Here is a 17,934-nt window from a genome sequence, read left to right on the forward strand (position 1 = left end):
GGTTCCTTATTCGTTCGTGCAGCCGAGCACTTCCTCGAGACTGGTGAGCCCTTGTTTCACTTTCATCAGGCCGGACCGGCGCAGCGAGTTCACGCCCTCGGCCTCGGCCTGGGCGGCGATCTGCATGGCGTTGCCGTGCGCCAGGATCAACGCCTCGATGGCCGGCGTGATCGGCATGATCTGGTAGATGCCCACGCGGCCCTTGTAGCCGGAGCCGAGGCAGCGTTCGCAGCCGACAGGGCCGTAGGGCCTCCAGTCGCCGTCCAGGTCGCCGTCGCGGAAGCCCGCCGCCTTCAACGTGTCGCGCCCGATGTCGAGCGGCTGCTTGCACGTGCACAGGCGGCGCGCGAGGCGCTGGGCGGTGATCAGGATGACGGACGACGCGATATTGAACGGCGCCACCCCCATGTTCATCAGGCGCGTCAGCGTCGACGGCGCGTCGTTCGTGTGCAGCGTGGAAAACACCATGTGGCCCGTCTGCGCCGCCTTGATCGCGATGTCGGCCGTTTCCAGGTCGCGGATCTCGCCGACCATGATGATGTCCGGGTCCTGGCGCAGGAAGGCTTTCAGCGCGACGGGGAACGTGAGGCCAGCCTTTTCGTTGACGTTGACCTGGTTCACGCCGGGCAGGTTGATCTCAGCCGGGTCTTCCGCCGTCGAGATGTTGATCCCCGGTTTGTTCAGCAAATTCAGGCAGCTGTACAGCGACACGGTTTTACCGGAGCCGGTCGGGCCCGTCACGAGCACCATGCCGTACGGACGCGTGATGGCGTCGATGAGCAGGGCTTTCTGGTCCGGGTCGTAGCCGAGCGCGTCGATGCCCATCTGGGCCTGCGTCGCGTCCAGGATACGCATGACCGTCTTTTCGCCAAACAAGGTCGGCAGCGTGCTCACGCGAAAATCGATCGTCTTCGTGGGCGACAGCACGAGGCGCATGCGGCCGTCCTGCGGCACGCGCTTTTCCGAAATGTCGAGCTTGGCCAGCACCTTGATGCGCGAGACGAGCTTGTCGCGGATCGACAGCGGCGGGGCCAGGTGGTCGCGCAGCACGCCGTCCACGCGCAGGCGGATGCGGTACTGCTTTTCGTAAGGCTCGAAGTGGATGTCCGATGCGCCCAGGTTGATCGCGTCCATCAGCACCTTGTTCAGGAAGCGCACGATGGGCGCGTCCTCGACTTCCGTCGCGGCCGCTTCCGACGCCTGCGTCTGCGGTTCTTCCTCGGCGAACTCGATGTCGCCTTCCTCGCCGACCAGCTCGCTCAAATCCTGCTCGGCGCTCTTGGCGAGGTTCGCCAGCAGGGCCAGCAGGGCGTCGTGGGCGACGATCACCGGCTCGACCGTCGATTCGCTCTGGAACTTGATCTGGTCGAGCGCCTGGGTATTCGTCGGGTCGGACAGCGCCACCGACATCTTGTTGCCGCGGCGCGCCAGCGCGACGACGCGCTGGGCCTGCATCAGCTTGGCGTCGATGGCGTTGACGGGCAGCGAGTCGAGGCTGAAGGTGGCGAGGTCGAGGAGGGGATAGCCGAAGGTTTCGGCGCAGAACACGGCCAGGGAACGCGCATCGACCGAGCCTGAGCCGAGCAAGGTGTCGATGAAACCGGCCTTGTCGGCGCTCGCCTTCTTTTGCAGCGTATCCGCCTGAGGCAGCGTCAAGCGTCCCGCCTGCACGAGGGCACGCGCCAGCCCGGGCAACGCAGTGCCTGGGGTGGTGGTAGGGAGGACTGCTGCCATATGGTTACGGTCGGAAGGACGACGAGAAGCCGGGCAGGAAAGGGAGCCCCGGCGGATGTTCTCGATGATGCCCGTAGGCATCAAATCGGTCAAGACTTTGTCGTGGGGAAAGATGCGTGCATACCACGCGGACGAATTGGTATGTAACCAACAGGGAATGTCGGGCGAATAACATCGTTATTCCTCGTGCAATGACCAGGAAGGAACCGCCGGCTCGTGGCCCGCGGCGCTCGGCCGGACGAGCCCGATCAGGCTGCCAGCCAGCGTTTGACCGCGACCGGCCGCAACAGTTTCACGACCTTGATGGCCTGGTTCTGCACTTGCACGACTTCGATCACACAGTTGCCGATCTTGAGGGCGATGGGGAATTCGGGAATCTCCTGCAGCTGTTCCAGCAGCAGGCCGTTGACGGTCTTGGGTCCGTCGAGGGGCAGGTCGAGACCCAGCTTCTTGTTGATGTCGCGCAGTGGCGTCGTGCCTTCGAGCAGCACTTCGCCCTGGGCATTCCACGCCATCGCATCGCTGCGCGCGGCGCCCGGGGAGGACGTCGTGAAGTCGCCGATCATTTCCTCGATGATGTCCTCGAGGGTGACGAGGCCCTGCACTTCGCCGTATTCGTCGACGATGATGCCCAGGCGCTCCTTGTTTTCCTGGAAATACTGGAGCTGGGTGAACACGCCCGTGTCTTGCGGGATGAAATAAGGCTCGGTCAACAGTTCGCGGAAATGCTCGATCGTCAGGTCGTCTTCCTCGTTCAACAGCGCGACGGCCTTGCGCACGTGCAGGATGCCGACGATGCGATTGATCTCGCCCTCGTAGACGGGCAGCTTGTTGTGGTAGCACGTGGTCAGTTCGGCCATGATGTCGTCCACGGGCAGCGCGAGGTTCAGCGCCTCGATCTGGCTGCGCGGCGTCATGACGTCCTCGACGGAGATTTTTTCCAGGTCGAACAGGTTCAGCAGGATGCTCTTGTGCTTTTGCGGGATGTAACTGCCCGCTTCCAGCACGACGGAGCGCAATTCTTCCGGCGACAGGCGCTGCTGGGCTTCCGCATGGCCGACGCCCACGCCGCGGATGCGCAGCATCCGCAGCAGGCCCGACACGAACAGGTTGACGAACCAGATCGCCGGCTTGGCCACCCTCATCAGCGGGCGCAGCACGAAGCTGGAGCCCAGCGCGATGCGTTCCGGGTATGTGGCGCCGATGATCTTGGGAGAAATCTCCGCGAACACGATCAACAGGAAGGCGACGACGGCCGTGGCGATCGTGATCACGCTTTCCTCATGGCCGAAGAACAGGATGGCGATGGCGGTCACGAGCGCCGTGGCCATCGCATTGATCAGCGTGTTGGCGATGAGCACGAGGGACAGCAGTTTATCGGTGCGGTCCAGCAGCCACAGCGTGGTGATGGCGCGGCGGTGGCCCCGTTTGGCGAGGTGGCGCAGGCGATATTTATTGGCCGCCATCAGGGCGGTTTCCGCCATCGCGAAGAAGGCCGAGCAGAGGATCAGGAGGGCGAGTGCGAGGATGAGCACCCAAAGCGGTACGGTTTCCAATGATCACCGTCAAGAATCGTCAGGAAACTGGCAAGGCCAGCGCGGTGCGGGACGCCGGGCGACCACGCAGAGGCCGATTCTAAGACATGGGGAGGGGGCTTGCAAGTTTGGCTAGAGATGCCGCGCGACAGGATGTGGTTACGCGTGATACGAAAAATGTGATTATTGGTGAGTATTTATCGATCGAATGTAGATCATAATTCTTTCCGCAAGGAATCATCGAACGCGGGGGCGAGGATCGAACAGCCCTGCTACGACGGTCTCCGTGCCGTTGCGCTGGAAACCGCAACTGTCTCTTCGACATCTCACACAAGGCTTATCACATGCATATTCCTGTCCTCGGAAAAACGCTGAAACCGATCACGCAGCGCAGCCTGGCCGATCTGGCCACCGACATCTCGGCGGCCAAAGCCATTGCGCAGGCGGCGGTCAACGTCGAATTGTTTACGATCCCGCTGTACATGAGCACGATGTACTCCATCTACGGCATGCATCAGATCAATTCTTCCGGGCAGACCTATTATCTGGGTCGCGAATGGCCGGGGATGTCGACCAGGGCCATGCCGGGCACGCCGAATGCCAAGGCTTTCAATATCATCTTCAGCGTGTTCATCCAGGAAATGCTGCACCTGCAGATGGCCTCGAACATCGCGACGGCGCTGGGCGTCCAGCCGACGTTCACCAGCCTGGCCTTGCAGACCGAGAAGCACGGCTGGCATTGCTATGGCCCGCATTGCAGCATCATTCCCCACATCGTCGACCTGAAAGACACCAGCAATTACAGCAACGTGCGGGTGAACACGGAAGCCCTGAACGAAAACCAGGTGAAGTTATTCCTCGCGATTGAACAGCCGGAACGGGATGCGCGCAAGGAATTGGAACATTTGCCCACGCCGAAATACTTCCCCACCGTGCCGTTCCAGGACTGGAAGCCGGGCAATACCGAACTCGACTTGCCGCTGTTCGGGACCATCGGCTGGATGTACGAGTGCTATGCCCAATATCTCAGCATCGAATACACGGACGGTGAAAACCTGTTCCAGAAGATGTTCCAACCCGGTTCGGTACAGCAAGACATGTTCAACTCCGAAGTGTCCGGCCATCCGAAAAAGGAATTTCCGCGTTTCGAGACCCTGCTGACCGCGGCCGACGAGACCGACGTCACGACGGCATTCGACAAAGTGATCGACATGATGAGCGCGATCTCGGACCAGGGCGAAGGCAACGCCATTACCATGCAGCGCTACCGCAAGCGCCACCTGCTCCAGGCCGTCGACGGCAAGTACCAGGAAGACACGGCGGCGTTGAAGCAGGACTATCCGTCGTTCGACCAGCACGGCACAGCGGCGCCATCGCGCGATGCCGCCGCGCGCGGCGACAACAAGGCGCAAGATCACTACGAGCGCTTCCAGGAAGTGCACAAGCTGCTGCACGCCGTCACGACCTGGGAGCAGTGGCACGCCGTCTGGGACAAGGAAGGCAAGGGCTGGACCGGCGCCGACCTGCGCAACGACCAGTACGATGCCGCCAAGGCGCCGGCCAACATTCCCAAGCCGGACGACGTGGCGGGGGCCCTGAACCGGCTCAAGGCCCAGGGCGCGCCTACCCATCATTTGCTGAGCCAGGTGGCGGTCGGTGCCATCGCCGGCATCACGACCGTGCTCGACACCTACTGGAAAGTCCAGGACACCGTCTTCCCCTACCCGTCGATGGTCGGTTCCGGCGACCGCATGTCGATCTGCTGGGCCATCTTCGGCAAGGCGGCCAATCTGGGCGCGGGCCTCGACGCGCCGGACAAGGACACGCTGTACCACGCCTGCCAGGGCCTGTCGCTGGCGCAGCCGGACACGACGGCCAGCTGCGCCGCGATCGAAATCTACCACTCCTGCAAGGGATCGAACGGCTGCCACGCCCAGGGCGGCTGCGGCTTCGCGCATTCCGACGAGGGCGGCGGTTCCTGCGGCAGTTCGAGTTGCGGCGGCAGCGCGGCGACGGCCAAGCTGCATGGCACCTGCGGCGCGCCGAGCACCATTCCCTACAGCGCGCCGAGCGACAACAAGTGCGCCTCGTTCGGCGGCTGCGCGGTGCCGATCTCGGCCTCGCAGGTCTACCCCGACACCGCCCCGCCGCCGACCATGAAGCTGTACGACTTCGTCGGCCCCAAGCACGAGTCGCAGGCGCTGCCGAATACCATGGCCTTCGCGTGTGGCGACTCGGTGTATGAAAAGGCCTGGGAAGCGTACAAGGCGGTGATGGCGAGCCGCGGCCAGCCGGTGACCGCGCCCATGCCCGAACCGACCGACCTGCGCCTGGCCCTGCCGCCGTCGACCTGATGGAAGCGCCGCAATCTGCACGCGGCGCGCAGCCGCGCCTGGGCCTGCCGAATCTGGGCCTGGGCGTGGGCTTGCGCTCGACGCATTTCCAGCACATCCTCGAGCACGGACCCGGGGTCGATTGGTTCGAAGTGATCAGCGAGAACTTTATCGACAACCACGGCCACGCGCGCCATGTACTCGAGACGGTGGCGGATCGGGTCCCGGTGGTGCTGCACGGGGTGTCGCTGTCGATCGGCAGCACCGACGCGCTGGACTTCGGCTATCTGGCCAAGCTGAAGCAACTAGCCACGGACGTGAAGCCCGCCTGGATCTCGGACCACCTGTGCTGGACCGGCGTGGCGTCCGTCAATTCGCACGACCTGCTGCCGCTGCCGCTGACCGAAGAGAGCCTGCGCCACGTGACTGCCCGGGTCGAGCAGGTGCAGGATTTCCTGGACCGGCCGCTGATCCTGGAAAATCCCAGCACCTACATGCAGTTCCGCCAGTCGAGCATGCCGGAATGGGAATTCCTCGGCCGCCTGGCCGAGCGCACCGGCTGCGGCCTGCTGCTGGACGTGAACAATGTCCATGTGTCGGCGTTCAACCACGGCTTCGACGCCGCCGACTACATCGCGCGCCTGCCGCACGATCGCATCGTGCAGATCCACCTGGCGGGGCCGACCGACTGCGGCGCCTACCTGGTCGACACCCACGACCATCCGGTGCCGGAGCCGGTCTGGCAGCTGTATGCGCTGGCGCAGCGCCTGACGGGCGGCGTCGCCACGCTGCTGGAGTGGGACGGCAAGATTCCGCCGTACCCGGAACTGCTGGCCGAGCTGGACAAGGCCCGGACGGTGCTGGCCGGCCGCATGCCCGCGCCCGTGGCGGCCGCGCCGGGCCTGCCGGACACCGTGCGCTCGACGCCCGTCGATTTCTGCCTTGGAGGAACGGATGACCTCAGCGTCGCTGCATGAGCTGCATGAGCTGCAAGACTGGTTCCTGACCGTGATGACGGCCCCGGGCGGCGTCGAACGCGGTGCGGCGCTGGCCGCCGGGCGCCATGCCTGGCGGCTGGACGAGGTGGTCGCGCATGCGCACGGCGCGGCGCCGGATACCCGCATGCATATTTACGCCAACGGCTATGTGCTGCGCTTGCTCGACTGCCTGCGCGCCGATTACCCGATGCTGCTCGAGGTCATGGGCGAACCGTTGTTCACGTTCTTTGCCAAGGCCTACGTGTGGCGCCATCCATCGACCTCGCCGTCGCTGTACGACCTGGGTGCCGGATTTGCGGCCTTTCTCGCCGACAGCCAGGGCGGGCTCGGCGCGGATGACGGCCTGCTGCGGCTGCCCATCGAGCTCGCGCGCCTCGAACGCGCCCGTACCGAGGCGGGACGGGCGCGCGGCATGGAGCGCGGCGGCACGGTCCGGTCCGCCATCCAGCATCCGCTTGCGCTGATGCTGGGCCAGGACGTGACGTTGTCCGCGCCCCCCTGTTTGCGCTTGCTGGACCTGGCGCTGCCACTGCTGCCCTTCGTGGACAGCCTGCGCGGCGACGGCGCGGTGCCGCCCGCGCCGGCACCGCAGCGCAGCTACGTGGGCGTCACGCGCATGCGTTACCGGGTGCGCGCGTACGCGCTGGAAGCCTGGCAATTCCACCTCTTGCAGGCGCTGGTGGAACAAGACGGGCGCGGCACGTCGTCGCAGCAGTGCGTCCAGCGCGCGGCCGAGCGCACGGGGCAGGCGGCCGACCACCTGGCGGTGCAGATGATGCTGTGGTTGCCGACCGCCGCGGCAAGCGGTCTGGTATTGGCGGAGACGTTCGGCTAGTCGCGGCGCCCGCGACACCTTCCTCAGCCGCGCGCCAGCGCCAGCCGCCCTTGGCCGCCCGGCGCGGCCAGCGTGTGCCCGGCCGCCAGCTTGAACTGCGCCAGCGCGCCGGACAGCTGCTCCGTCTGCTCCGCCAGCGATTCCGCCGCGGCCGACGCTTCCTCGACGAGCGCCGAGTTCTGCTGGGTCATCTGGTCCATGTCGTCGATGGCGCGGCCGATCTGTTCGATGCCTTCTTCCTGGCGCTGGCCGGCCACGCTGATCTCGGCCATGATGTCGTGCACCTTGCGCACCGACGCGACGATCTGTTCCATCGTGGCGCCCGCCTCGTCGACGAGCGCGCTGCCGGCGTCGACCTTGGCGACGGAGTCGCCGATCAGTTGCTTGATTTCCTTGGCGGCCGCCGCCGAGCGTTGCGCCAGGTTGCGCACCTCGCCCGCGACGACCGCGAAGCCGCGGCCCTGTTCGCCGGCCCGGGCCGCTTCCACGGCGGCGTTCAAGGCCAGGATATTCGTCTGGAAGGCGATGCCGTCGATCACGGAAATGATCTCGACGATCTGCTTGGCCGACGCGTTGATGGCGCCCATCGTGGACACCACGTTGCCCACCACTTCGCCGCCGCGGGTGGCGATGTCGGTGGCGGACAGGACCAGTGTGTTCGCCTGGTTCGTGTTGGCGGCGTTCGTGCGCACGGTCTCGGTCAGCGATTCGACGGCGCGCGTCGTGTGCTCCAGGCTGCGCGCCTGCGATTCCGTGCGGCCGGCCAGGTCGGCGTTGCCGCTGGCGATTTCGGCACTGGCCGTGGCGATGGTCTCGGCGGATGTCTTGATGCCGGACACCATCGTCGCCAGGCGCGTGCGCATGTCCTGCAGCGCGGCCAGCAGGCTGTGCCGGTCGCCGGCGTCGAGGCGGATGTCCATCGACAGGTCGCCCGCCGCGACGGCGCGCGTGATCTCGCGGGCATACTCCGGTTCGCCGCCCAGCTGTTGCCAGATCGTGCGGATGACGAACCACGACACGCCGATCAGGGTCGCGATCACGACCAGCGCCGTGACGACGATGACGGACAGCACGTGGCGCACGCTCGTGCTGCTCTGCGCGATGCCGGCCTTGAATTGTTGCTGGGCCTGCTCGTTGAATTTCGCCACGTCGGCATTGAGCACGGTCAGCGCGCCCTGCATGCGCTGCACGGTCGCCTGCGTGTCGCCCTGCTCGAGTTCGAGCATGATCCTGGCGGCCGACACGGCCGGCGCATAGTAATCCTCGAATTCCTTGCTCAGACGCTTGGCGGTCGGATCCATGCCCGGGATCTTGCCGACCTCGGCCAGCTTGGCGCGGACCTTGTTCGCCTGGTCGCCGATCTGGGCGATGCGGGTCTTGTCGCCTTCGGAGACGGCATCGCGCAGACCGTCGGTGATGCCCTGCAGGTCGGCGGCCAGCGCCTTCGACGTGCCCAGCGCCGGATAGTCGACGGTCTCGGTCGTGTGGATCGAGTCCAGGGCGCCGCTGGCGATGGAGGCGGACACCGCCACGCCGAGGCCGAAGATGATGGTCGAGATGACCGGAAGTGCCCAGATCTTGCGCTTGATGCTCATGCCGTTTCCTTTGAATATGCGGGACGTTTACGGTGTGTAGATCACTTTCACCGAGGCGTCGACCGCGCTCTTTTCGATGTAGCCGATGGCTTTCGGGTCGCTCGCCACCATCTTCTTGACGGCGGCGTTGTCCGCCGCTTCCCTGGGCATCGTGGCCTTGCCGGTGAACACCAGTTTGGACCACAAGGACTTGACCTGGGACGCGTCCTTGTCCGTCACCTTCTTGTAGAACTCGGCGCGGACCGGGGTGCCTTCCGGCTGGTCGACGGGGGTCATGGCGCTCGACCGGCCCAGGAAAAATTGCGCGACCTGGTCTTTCGTCATCGGCGCCGCGGCGGCCTTCGGACTCACGACGACCACCACGTCTGCCATGGCGGGCAGGGCAAGCATCAATGCGGCGATGCCGAGGCCGGTCTTGATCGGATGTTTCATCGATCTCTCCTCAGAACACGAAGTCGACCGCGACGGCGCCGACGTTGACCGGGCCGTGGAAGCCCGGCTGCGGGTTGATCAGCAGGCCGGCCGCCTGGTTCGGGCGCACGTGGTCGAATTGCACCTTCAGCGCCAGCGAGCGGTAGAAGTCCCAGCGCATGCCGATCGAGTCGGTCTGCTGCTCGCCCTGGCCCACGCCCGTGTACGGCAGGGTGGCGACGATGCCGGACAGCGCGGCGAGGGTCGGGGTGCACGCGGCCGGGTAGCCGGCCGGGCAGGCCGCCGGCATGCCGTTGTGGACCGTGCCGTTGATGGACAGCCTGGCGTGGCTGTAGTACGGCAGGAACTTGCCGATGCGATAGCCGCCCATCACGTACCACGACGTCGTGTCGTTGACCCAGCTGTCGGTCTTGCGCTTGGCGTATTCGCTTTGCACGAGGATGTCGTTCCAGTCGAGCGTGGCGCCGATCGACGTGAACGATGCCTTCTTGTCGCGCACGTCGATGTCGGATGCGAGCTGGGCCGCCTGCGGGATGTGGTAGCCGGCGGCGACCATGTTCAGCGAGTTCAGCAGGGCCGGCATCGTCGTCGAGCCGTTCAGCGTGATCTTGCCGTCGACGCGGCCGAAGCGCACCGTCAGCGGGCCGTGCTCGGCCACGAGGTTCAGCGCGGTCATGCGGCGGCCGTCCAGGCTCAGGCCGTCGATCAGGTCGACCTTGGACTTGCCGATGGCCAGTTGCGCGGTGTACGTCGTGTCGCCATAGCTATGTTGCCAAGTGACGTCGGCGCCGTCGATCGTGTTGAACAGCATCTGCGAATACATCTCGGCCGGCGGACGCAGCATCGTGTTGGCATAGCCGACGTTGCGGTAGTCCGAAATCATGAAGGCCGGCACGCCCATGCGGCCGACGCGGAACGACACGTCGTCCGAGACCTTGGCCTTGGCGAACGCCCAGGCCAGCTCGGCGCCGAAGTCATCCTGCGCATCCTTGCGCACGAGGCCCTGGCCCGTGACGGACAGCCAGCTGTTGACGGCGTAATCGGCCTGCACGCCGAAGTTGGAATCGACGCCGGTGGTGACGTCCTTCCCGGCGCCGCTGGCCTGGTTCGGGCGGCCGAACTCGGCCTTGTCGGTATTGGTCCAGGTAAGGGCGCCGGTGCCGAAGCCGCTGATGCGGACGTTCGAACCGTCCTGCGCGAATGCGCAAGGCACGACAAAAGACAAGGCGAGCGCACTCGCGATGATGCGTTTTTTCATGGGAATGACCTGCTGAAGACTGCGGGTGGACGATTTTTTGTTATAGAGACACTGCCGAGGCGATGGTTACGCCGCGTAACGAATCTGTAATAAATTGTAGAGCGACATAAATTTTTGCCGCAAGGAAAATACGCGAATAATCACACTACGCTGGCGCCGTACGCCTTCTTTGTTGTGCCAAACAGACAGCGTGCCCTGTCAGAATTAGATGATGTATTTAATTCCACCAGTGCGATGTCGTGCCCGCTTCCGGCAGGCGCGCCTGCTTTGCTTCGTGCACGATGCCGGCGTGCACGGCCTGCTCGGCCGTGTAGATGCGCGCGCTGGCCGTCAGATAGGAACGGATGTCGTGGGCATCCGGTGCGCCGCGGGTGGCTTCCTCGAAGATGGCGGCGTAGCGCTCGGCGTCGAAGTCGAGGCAATCGCGCCATTCGGTGATGCGGGCGTGGTCCGCCGCCACCAGGTTGCCGAAGCCCCAGTGCAGCGGATGGATGAGGAAGCGCGTGCCGGGGCAGGCGTAGCGGCGCCGGCCGGCCAGGAAGATCGCGACGCCGACGGATTCCACGCTGCCCACGTTCCACGTCGCCAGCGGCAATGGCAACGATTTCAGGAAGTAGTACAGCGCGAAGCCGGCCGTCATGTTGCCGCCTTCGGTCGACATGTGCAGTTCGATCTCCGTCGCGCCGCTCTGCAGGGCCTGCAGGCACAGGTTGCGCACGGTGCAGGCGGAGTTCGCGTTGATCGGTCCGATGAAATGAACGATGTGCAATGCCATGAGCCCTCCCGGTGACGGCTCAAGCATAGCAAGTTTCGCAATCTTGCCTCGTTCCGCATTGCGTGCGGCGGGCAGGACGGGCATCCTCGGGGATCGGGCCGCGCCAGCGCGTCTTGCGGTATTTAAAATATCTGATATTCAAAATCGATATCCGGATATATCCCGCATGGTCCCCGGTGCTACTCTTGCATCCAGTGAGTCCCAATATCAGAAGTGCTTTCCAATCCGAGGCAACGATGTCCACACCGATCCGATTTTTCTACCGCGGCGCCGTCCATGAAGTGAACGACGTCACGCCGACGCAGACCATCCTGCAGCACCTGCGCGAGGATCTGCATTGCACCGGTACCAAGGAAGGCTGCGCCGAGGGCGACTGCGGCGCCTGCACCGTCGTGGTCGGATCGCTGGAAAACGGCGAACTGCAGATGCGGACCGTGAATTCCTGCATCCAGTTCACGCCCACGCTGGACGGCAAAGCGCTGTTCACCGTCGAAGACCTGGCCCGGGAGGATGGCAACCTGCACCCCGTGCAGCAGGCGCTCGTCGAATGCCACGGCTCGCAATGCGGCTTCTGCACGCCGGGCTTCGCCATGTCGCTGTGGGGCCTGTACCTCAAGCAGGAAGGCCGCGAGCCGACGCGCTGCGAGATCGACGACACCCTGTCCGGCAACCTGTGCCGCTGCACGGGCTACCGTCCCATCATCGACGCCGCCAAGCGCATGATGACGCTGCCGCCGGCGGAATTCGACCGCGCCGCGGTCGCGGAACAGCTGCGCGCCCTGCAGCGCGACGCCGGCGCCACGTACGAATACGACGGCCAGACCTTTCACGCGCCGCGCACGCTGGACGAACTCGTGGCCGTGCGCGCCGCGCATCCGACCGCGACGATCCTCGCCGGCTCGACGGACGTCGGCCTGTGGGTCACCAAGCAGATGCGCGAACTCACGGACATCATCTACCTGGGCCACGTGGCCGAACTGAAGACCTTGCGTGAGCAGGACGGCTTTATCGAGATCGGCGCCGGCGTCTCGCTCGAAGACGCGTACGCCGCCATCCGCAAGCACTACGAAGCACAGCTGGGCGAACTGTGGCAGCGCTTCGCATCGCTCCCGATCCGCAACGCGGGCACCCTGGGCGGCAACGTGGCGAACGGTTCGCCGATCGGCGACTCGATGCCGTGGCTGATCGCCCTCGGCAGCGAACTGGTGCTGCGCGGGCCGGACGGCGAGCGCACCATGCCGCTCGAGCGGTTCTACCTCGGCTACCAGGTCAAGGACTGGCGCGACGGCGAATTCGTGCAGGCCGTGCGCGTGCCGCTGCCGCGCCAGAACGTCGCGTTCCGCACCTATAAACTGGCCAAGCGCTTCGACCAGGACATCTCGGCCGTGTGCGCGGCCTTCGCCTTCACTTTGGACGACGGCATCGTGGTCGAAGCGCGCATCGCGTTCGGCGGCATGGCCGCGACGCCGAAGCGCGCCGCCGAGGCGGAAAGCCTGTTGAACGGCCGCGCCTGGGACGAGGCGGCCGTGACGGACGCGATGGCCGCGCTGGCCCGGGACTACGCCCCGCTGTCCGACATGCGCGCCTCGAGCGCCTACCGCATGAAGACGGCGCAGAACCTGCTGCGCCGCTTCTGGCTCGAAACGCGCAAGGACAACCCGCTGCCGCCCGTCGCGGTCAACGCATTCGCGGCATCGGCGCACACCGCCACGGCCTGAGGAGAACACCATGAACGACGCAGGATCCCCCGCATTGACCAAGGCCGAATGGAAGCAGGTCGGTCTCGGCAAAGCCCATGAATCGGCGCGGCTGCACGTGCTGGGCCAGGCCGACTACACGGACGACATCGCCGAGGTGCGCGGCACCTTGCACGCGGCGCTCGGCCTGTCGGGCAAGGCCCATGCACGCATCCTCGGCATCGACTTCGCGGACGTCCTGGCCAGCCGCGGCGTGCGCGCCGTGCTCACCGCGCAGGACATCCCCGGCACCAACGATTGCGGCCCGATCATCCACGACGATCCGATCCTCGCGGACGGCCTTGTGCAGTACATCGGCCAGCCGATCTTCGTGGTCGTCGCCGACTCGCACGATCTCGCCCGCCGCGCCGCGAAAAAGGCGAAGGTGAGCTACGAAGAACTGCCCGCGATCCTGACCCCGCAGGCCGCGCGCGCCGCCGGCTCGTATGTGCTGCCGCCGATGCGCCTGGCGCGCGGCGACGCCGAGGCCGCGTTCGAGCGCGCCCCGCACCGCGTGAAGGGCGAGCTGTACGTCGGCGGCCAGGAACAGTTTTATCTGGAAGGCCAGATTTCGTATGCCATCCCGCAGGAAAACGACGGCATGCTCGTGCTGTGTTCCACGCAGCACCCGAGCGAGATGCAGCACGTCGTGGCGCACGCGCTGAACCTGCATTCGCACAACGTGGTCGTCGAGTGCCGCCGCATGGGCGGGGGCTTCGGCGGCAAGGAATCGCAGTCGGCGCTGTGGGCGGCCTGCGCGGCGGTCGCGGCGAAACGCCTGAACCGCGCCGTCAAGCTGCGCGCCGACCGCGACGACGACATGATGGTCACCGGCAAGCGCCACTGCTTCCACTACCTGTACGAAGTGGGTTACGACGACGCCGGCCGCATCGTCGCGGCGAAGGTCGACATGGTGAGCCGCGCCGGCTTCTCGGCGGACCTGTCCGGCCCCGTCGCCACCCGCGCCATCTGCCACTTCGACAACACCTATTATCTGTCCGACTGCGACATCCGCGCGGCGGCCGGCAAGACGAACACGCAGTCGAACACCGCGTTCCGCGGCTTCGGCGGCCCGCAGGGCGCCATCGCGATCGAGTACATCATCGACGAGATCGCGCGCAACCTGGGCAAGGATGCGCTCGACATCCGCAAGCTGAATTTCTACGACAAGATCGACCGCAACGTCACGCCGTACGGCCAGCCGGTCGTCGACAACGTCATCCACGAACTGGTGGGCGAGCTGGAGGCGACGAGCGAATACCGCGCGCGGCGCCAGGCGATCGACGCATACAACGCGACGAGCCCCGTGCTGAAGAAGGGCCTGGCCCTCACGCCCGTGAAATTCGGCATCGCGTTCAACGTCACGCACCTGAACCAGGCCGGCGCCCTCGTGCACGTGTACGTGGACGGCTCCATCCTCGTCAACCATGGCGGCACGGAGATGGGGCAGGGCGTCAACACCAAGGTGATGCAGGTCGTCGCGCACGAACTGGGCGTCGATCTCACCCGCGTGCGCATCGCGGCGACGAACACGAGCAAGGTGGCCAACACGTCGGCGACAGCGGCATCGACGGGCGCGGACCTGAACGGCAAGGCCGCCCAGGACGCGGCGCGCCAGATCCGCGAGCGCCTGGCAGGCTTCGCCGCGAAGCAGTACGGCGGCGCCGTCGAAGACGTGCGCTTCGTCGCCGACACCGTGTTCGCGAACGGCCAGGAAATCGCGTTCGGCGAACTGGTCGCCAAGGCCTACCTGGCGCGCGTGCAGCTGTGGTCGGACGGTTTCTATGCCACGCCGAACCTGCACTGGGATCCGAAGACGATGACGGGCAACCCGTTCTTCTACTTCGCGTACGGCGCGGCGGTGGCGGAAGTCGTCATCGACACCTTGACGGGCGAATGGAAGCTGCTGCGCGCCGACGCGCTGTACGACGCCGGCAACTCGCTGAATCCCGCCATCGACATCGGCCAGGTCGAAGGCGCCTTCATCCAGGGCATGGGCTGGCTGACGACGGAAGAACTGTGGTGGAACGCGCAGGGCAAGCTCATGACGCACGCGCCGTCCACGTACAAGATCCCGGGCGTGTCCGATTGTCCGGACGCGTTCACCGTGAAGCTCTTCAACAACCGCAACGTGGCGGATTCGATCCACCGTTCGAAGGCCGTCGGCGAGCCGCCGCTGCTGCTGCCGTTCTCCGTGTTCCTCGCGATCCGCGACGCCATCTCGGCCGTCGGCGAACACAAGGTGAACCCGCCGCTGCGCGCGCCCGCGACGAGCGAGGCGATCCTCGACGCCGTGTCGTTCGTCGAACACGCCGCGCGGGAAGCCAGGGCGGCCTGAGATGGACGACTGGCTCATCCCCACGGACCGTCCCGCCGTGCTGATCACGGTCGCGCGGGTCGACGGTTCCGTGCCGCGCGAACCGGGCGCCCGCATGCTGGTCGATGCGAGCGGGCAGTGGGGCACCGTCGGCGGCGGCCACCTCGAGCTGCGCGGCGTCGAGACGGCGCGTGCCATGCTGGAGCAAGGCGAGGCACGCCGGCTGGAGCGCTTCCCGCTCGGCCCGAGCCTGGGCCAGTGCTGCGGCGGCGTCGTGCACCTCGCGTTCGAACTGGTCGACCGCGACCACTGCGCCCAGCTGGCCGCGCGCCGCCACGACGACTGCTGGCGCCTCGTCGCGCTGGACGGCGAACCCGACCGCGCGCTCGTCGACGCGCTGGGCCACAACATCCTCGTGCAGGGCGGCCGCTATCCGGACTTCGAGCGCGGCGGCGGCACCCGCGTGCTGCTGGACGCGGCCGGACGGCGCTGGCTCGTCGACCACGTCCCGGCGCCGCGCGCGCACGTGATGCTGTTCGGTGCCGGCCACGTGGGCGCGGCCGTCGTGCGCCTGCTGGCGGACCTGCCGTGCCGCGTGACGTGGGTCGACGAGCGGGAAGACCTGTTCCCGGCCGCGCTGCCGCACAACGTCGTCGCCGAAGCGACCGACATGCCGGAAGCCCTCGTGCACGCGGCGGCTCCCGGCACGAGCTTCCTCGTGATGACGCACAACCACGCGCTCGACCAGCGCCTGGCCGAAGCGATCCTCAGGCGCCCCGCGCAGCGCGACTGGTTCGGCCTGATCGGATCGGACACCAAACGCAAGCAGTTCGAACACCGCCTGCGCGACCGCGGCATCGCCCGCGCGCGCCTGGACGACATGGTGTGCCCGATCGGCATCCCCGGCGTCAAGGGCAAGGAGCCCGCCGTGATCGCCGTCGCCGTCGCTGCGCAATTGCTGATGGTCTGGGAGGCGGCCGCCAAGGCCGTCCCGCCCGCGACCGCAACCCCCGCTTCACTGGAACAAGACTAAATGTCCAACGATACCCCCGACGCGCAGGCCTACCGGGCGAGCCTGCTGCACTTCCACGCCGATCCGGTGCTTGCCGAGAACGCCCACGCGTGGCACGAGGACGGCCTGCTCGTCGTCGAGAACGGCCGCGTCAAGGCGGCCGGTGACTACGACCAGCTGGCCCCGACGCTGCCGCCCGGCACGGCGATCACCGATTACCGCGGCCAGATCATCACGCCCGGCTTCATCGACACGCACCTGCACTTCCCGCAGACCGACATGATAGTCTCGCCCGCGCCGGACCTGCTGCCGTGGCTGGAGAACTACACGTTCCCGACCGAGCGCCAGTTCAAGGACCCGGTGCACGCGCGCACCGTCGCCGAGTTCTTCCTCGACGAGCTGCTGCGCAACGGCACGACGACGGCGCTCGTCTACTGCACGGTGCACAAGGAATCCGTCGACGCCTTCTTCGAGGCGAGCGCCGCGCGCAACCTGCGCATGGCCGGCGGCAAGGTGCTGATGGACCGGAACTGCCCGGACTTCCTGCGCGACACGGCCGACCTGCGCGACAGCGAAGACCTGATCCGCCGCTGGCACAACCACGGCCGCGCGCTGTATGCGATCACGCCGCGCTTCGCCCCGACGTCGACCCCGGCCCAACTGGCGGCTGCGGGCGAGCTGGCGCGCGCGTTCCCGACGACGTACATCCAGACGCACGTGTCGGAAAGCCGCGACGAATGCGCTTGGGTGCAGGGCCTGTTCCCGGACCGCCGCAGCTATCTACAGGTGTACGAGCATTATGGCCTGATGCGGCCGCGCGCCATGTTCGGGCACTGCATCTGGCTCGACGACGCCGATTTCGCGCTGATGGCCGACACGGGCGCCGCCATCTCGCACTGCCCGACGTCGAACCTGTTCCTGGGCAGCGGCCTGTTCGACGTCGCCAAGGCGGACGAGGTGCGCGCACACGTGTCGCTCGGAACGGACGTCGGCGCCGGCACGTCGTTCTCGATGTTGCAAACAATGAATGAAGCGTATAAAGTTGCGCGATTGAAAGGCAGCTATCTCCCGGCCCTGCGCATGTTCTATCTCGCCACGCTGGGCGCCGCGCGCAGCATGCAGCTCGAAGGGACGATCGGCAATTTTGCCGCCGGCACCGAGGCCGATTTCGTCGTGCTCGATCCGAAGGCGACGCCGCTGCTGGCGCGCCGGACGGCGAACGGCGACTCGCTCGAGGAAACGCTGTTCGCGCTGGCCCTGCTGGGCGACGACCGCGCGATCCGTGCCACGTACGCGGCCGGCAAGCGGGTGCACGAGCGGGCGCGCTGATCCGCAGGGTGCGCGTCCCGGCTGCCTGAACGAATCTTTCACCTG

At 66.2% G+C, this 17,934-nt stretch carries 13 protein-coding genes; 7 read left to right on the plus strand and 6 right to left on the minus strand.

The features are described from left to right. Positions 1–6: 6 nt before the first annotated feature. On the minus strand, positions 7–1,734 hold the full coding sequence (pilB, locus tag ISF28_RS07005; protein ID WP_198116438.1) for a type IV-A pilus assembly ATPase PilB: 1,728 nt from the start codon (positions 1,732–1,734) through the stop codon (positions 7–9). 248 nt (positions 1,735–1,982) lie between these two features. After that, on the minus strand, positions 1,983–3,290 hold the full coding sequence (locus ISF28_RS07010; protein WP_198116439.1) for an HlyC/CorC family transporter: 1,308 nt from the start codon (positions 3,288–3,290) through the stop codon (positions 1,983–1,985). A gap of 323 nt (positions 3,291–3,613) precedes the next feature. On the opposite strand from ISF28_RS07010, the gene ISF28_RS07015 reads away from it, so the two are divergent. The 3 genes from ISF28_RS07015 to ISF28_RS07025 are packed head-to-tail and all read left to right on the plus strand — an operon-like array spanning position 3,614 to position 7,435. Continuing rightward, positions 3,614–5,623, plus strand: coding sequence for a ferritin-like domain-containing protein (locus ISF28_RS07015; RefSeq protein ID WP_198116440.1), 2,010 nt, complete (start codon positions 3,614–3,616; stop codon positions 5,621–5,623). Further along, positions 5,623–6,579 (plus strand): MNIO family bufferin maturase, encoded by a 957-nt coding sequence (gene bufB, locus ISF28_RS07020; RefSeq protein WP_198116441.1) that lies wholly within the window; start codon positions 5,623–5,625, stop codon positions 6,577–6,579. Before ISF28_RS07015 ends, bufB begins: the two co-directional genes overlap by 1 nt. Next, positions 6,557–7,435, plus strand: coding sequence for an HvfC/BufC N-terminal domain-containing protein (locus ISF28_RS07025; protein ID WP_198116442.1), 879 nt, complete (start codon positions 6,557–6,559; stop codon positions 7,433–7,435). The genes bufB and ISF28_RS07025 overlap by 23 nt, the downstream gene beginning before the upstream one ends. A gap of 23 nt (positions 7,436–7,458) precedes the next feature. Here ISF28_RS07025 and ISF28_RS31000 read toward each other — a convergent pair whose 3' ends face one another. The 4 genes from ISF28_RS31000 to ISF28_RS07045 form a co-directional block, all read right to left on the minus strand. After that, entirely contained in the window at positions 7,459–9,030 is a 1,572-nt protein-coding gene (locus ISF28_RS31000; protein ID WP_198116443.1) for a methyl-accepting chemotaxis protein, read from the minus strand. Positions 9,031–9,057: 27 nt separating this feature from the next. Then, on the minus strand, positions 9,058–9,462 hold the full coding sequence (locus ISF28_RS07035) for a type 2 periplasmic-binding domain-containing protein (protein WP_198116444.1): 405 nt from the start codon (positions 9,460–9,462) through the stop codon (positions 9,058–9,060). Between the two features lie 10 nt (positions 9,463–9,472). Further along, complete coding sequence (locus tag ISF28_RS07040) at positions 9,473–10,720, minus strand: hypothetical protein (RefSeq protein ID WP_198116445.1); 1,248 nt, start codon at positions 10,718–10,720, stop codon at positions 9,473–9,475. A 217-nt stretch (positions 10,721–10,937) separates the two neighbouring features. Then, a complete protein-coding gene (locus ISF28_RS07045) occupies positions 10,938–11,495 on the minus strand; it encodes a ClpP family protease (RefSeq protein WP_198116446.1) in 558 nt (185 codons plus the stop codon). 236 nt (positions 11,496–11,731) lie between these two features. Between ISF28_RS07045 and xdhA the strand changes: the two genes are divergently transcribed. The 4 genes from xdhA to guaD are packed head-to-tail and all read left to right on the plus strand — an operon-like array spanning position 11,732 to position 17,889. Further along, positions 11,732–13,213, plus strand: coding sequence for a xanthine dehydrogenase small subunit (gene xdhA, locus ISF28_RS07050; RefSeq protein ID WP_198116447.1), 1,482 nt, complete (start codon positions 11,732–11,734; stop codon positions 13,211–13,213). A gap of 10 nt (positions 13,214–13,223) precedes the next feature. Beyond that, entirely contained in the window at positions 13,224–15,569 is a 2,346-nt protein-coding gene (gene xdhB / locus ISF28_RS07055) for a xanthine dehydrogenase molybdopterin binding subunit (protein ID WP_198116448.1), read from the plus strand. 1 nt (position 15,570) lies between these two features. Beyond that, complete coding sequence (gene xdhC / locus ISF28_RS07060; protein ID WP_198116449.1) at positions 15,571–16,581, plus strand: xanthine dehydrogenase accessory protein XdhC; 1,011 nt, start codon at positions 15,571–15,573, stop codon at positions 16,579–16,581. After that, complete coding sequence (gene guaD / locus ISF28_RS07065) at positions 16,582–17,889, plus strand: guanine deaminase (RefSeq protein ID WP_198116450.1); 1,308 nt, start codon at positions 16,582–16,584, stop codon at positions 17,887–17,889. Positions 17,890–17,934 lie beyond the last annotated feature (45 nt).

Origin of the sequence: Massilia rhizosphaerae (assembly GCF_016093545.1) — a bacterium.
GTDB lineage: Bacteria > Pseudomonadota > Gammaproteobacteria > Burkholderiales > Burkholderiaceae_D > Telluria > Telluria rhizosphaerae.

What these genes read in the sequence shown, in the direction of transcription:
- pilB (WP_198116438.1), bottom strand. Translation starts at nt 1,734, where the DNA reads ATGGCAGCAGTCCTCCCTACCACCACCCCAGGCACTGCGTTGCCCGGG.
- ISF28_RS07015 (WP_198116440.1), top strand. Translation starts at nt 3,614, where the DNA reads ATGCATATTCCTGTCCTCGGAAAAACGCTGAAACCGATCACGCAGCGC.
- bufB (WP_198116441.1), top strand. Translation starts at nt 5,623, where the DNA reads ATGGAAGCGCCGCAATCTGCACGCGGCGCGCAGCCGCGCCTGGGCCTG.
- ISF28_RS07025 (WP_198116442.1), top strand. Translation starts at nt 6,557, where the DNA reads ATGACCTCAGCGTCGCTGCATGAGCTGCATGAGCTGCAAGACTGGTTC.
- ISF28_RS31000 (WP_198116443.1), bottom strand. Translation starts at nt 9,030, where the DNA reads ATGAGCATCAAGCGCAAGATCTGGGCACTTCCGGTCATCTCGACCATC.
- ISF28_RS07035 (WP_198116444.1), bottom strand. Translation starts at nt 9,462, where the DNA reads ATGAAACATCCGATCAAGACCGGCCTCGGCATCGCCGCATTGATGCTT.
- ISF28_RS07040 (WP_198116445.1), bottom strand. Translation starts at nt 10,720, where the DNA reads ATGAAAAAACGCATCATCGCGAGTGCGCTCGCCTTGTCTTTTGTCGTG.
- ISF28_RS07045 (WP_198116446.1), bottom strand. Translation starts at nt 11,495, where the DNA reads ATGGCATTGCACATCGTTCATTTCATCGGACCGATCAACGCGAACTCC.
- xdhA (WP_198116447.1), top strand. Translation starts at nt 11,732, where the DNA reads ATGTCCACACCGATCCGATTTTTCTACCGCGGCGCCGTCCATGAAGTG.
- xdhB (WP_198116448.1), top strand. Translation starts at nt 13,224, where the DNA reads ATGAACGACGCAGGATCCCCCGCATTGACCAAGGCCGAATGGAAGCAG.
- xdhC (WP_198116449.1), top strand. Translation starts at nt 15,571, where the DNA reads ATGGACGACTGGCTCATCCCCACGGACCGTCCCGCCGTGCTGATCACG.
- guaD (WP_198116450.1), top strand. Translation starts at nt 16,582, where the DNA reads ATGTCCAACGATACCCCCGACGCGCAGGCCTACCGGGCGAGCCTGCTG.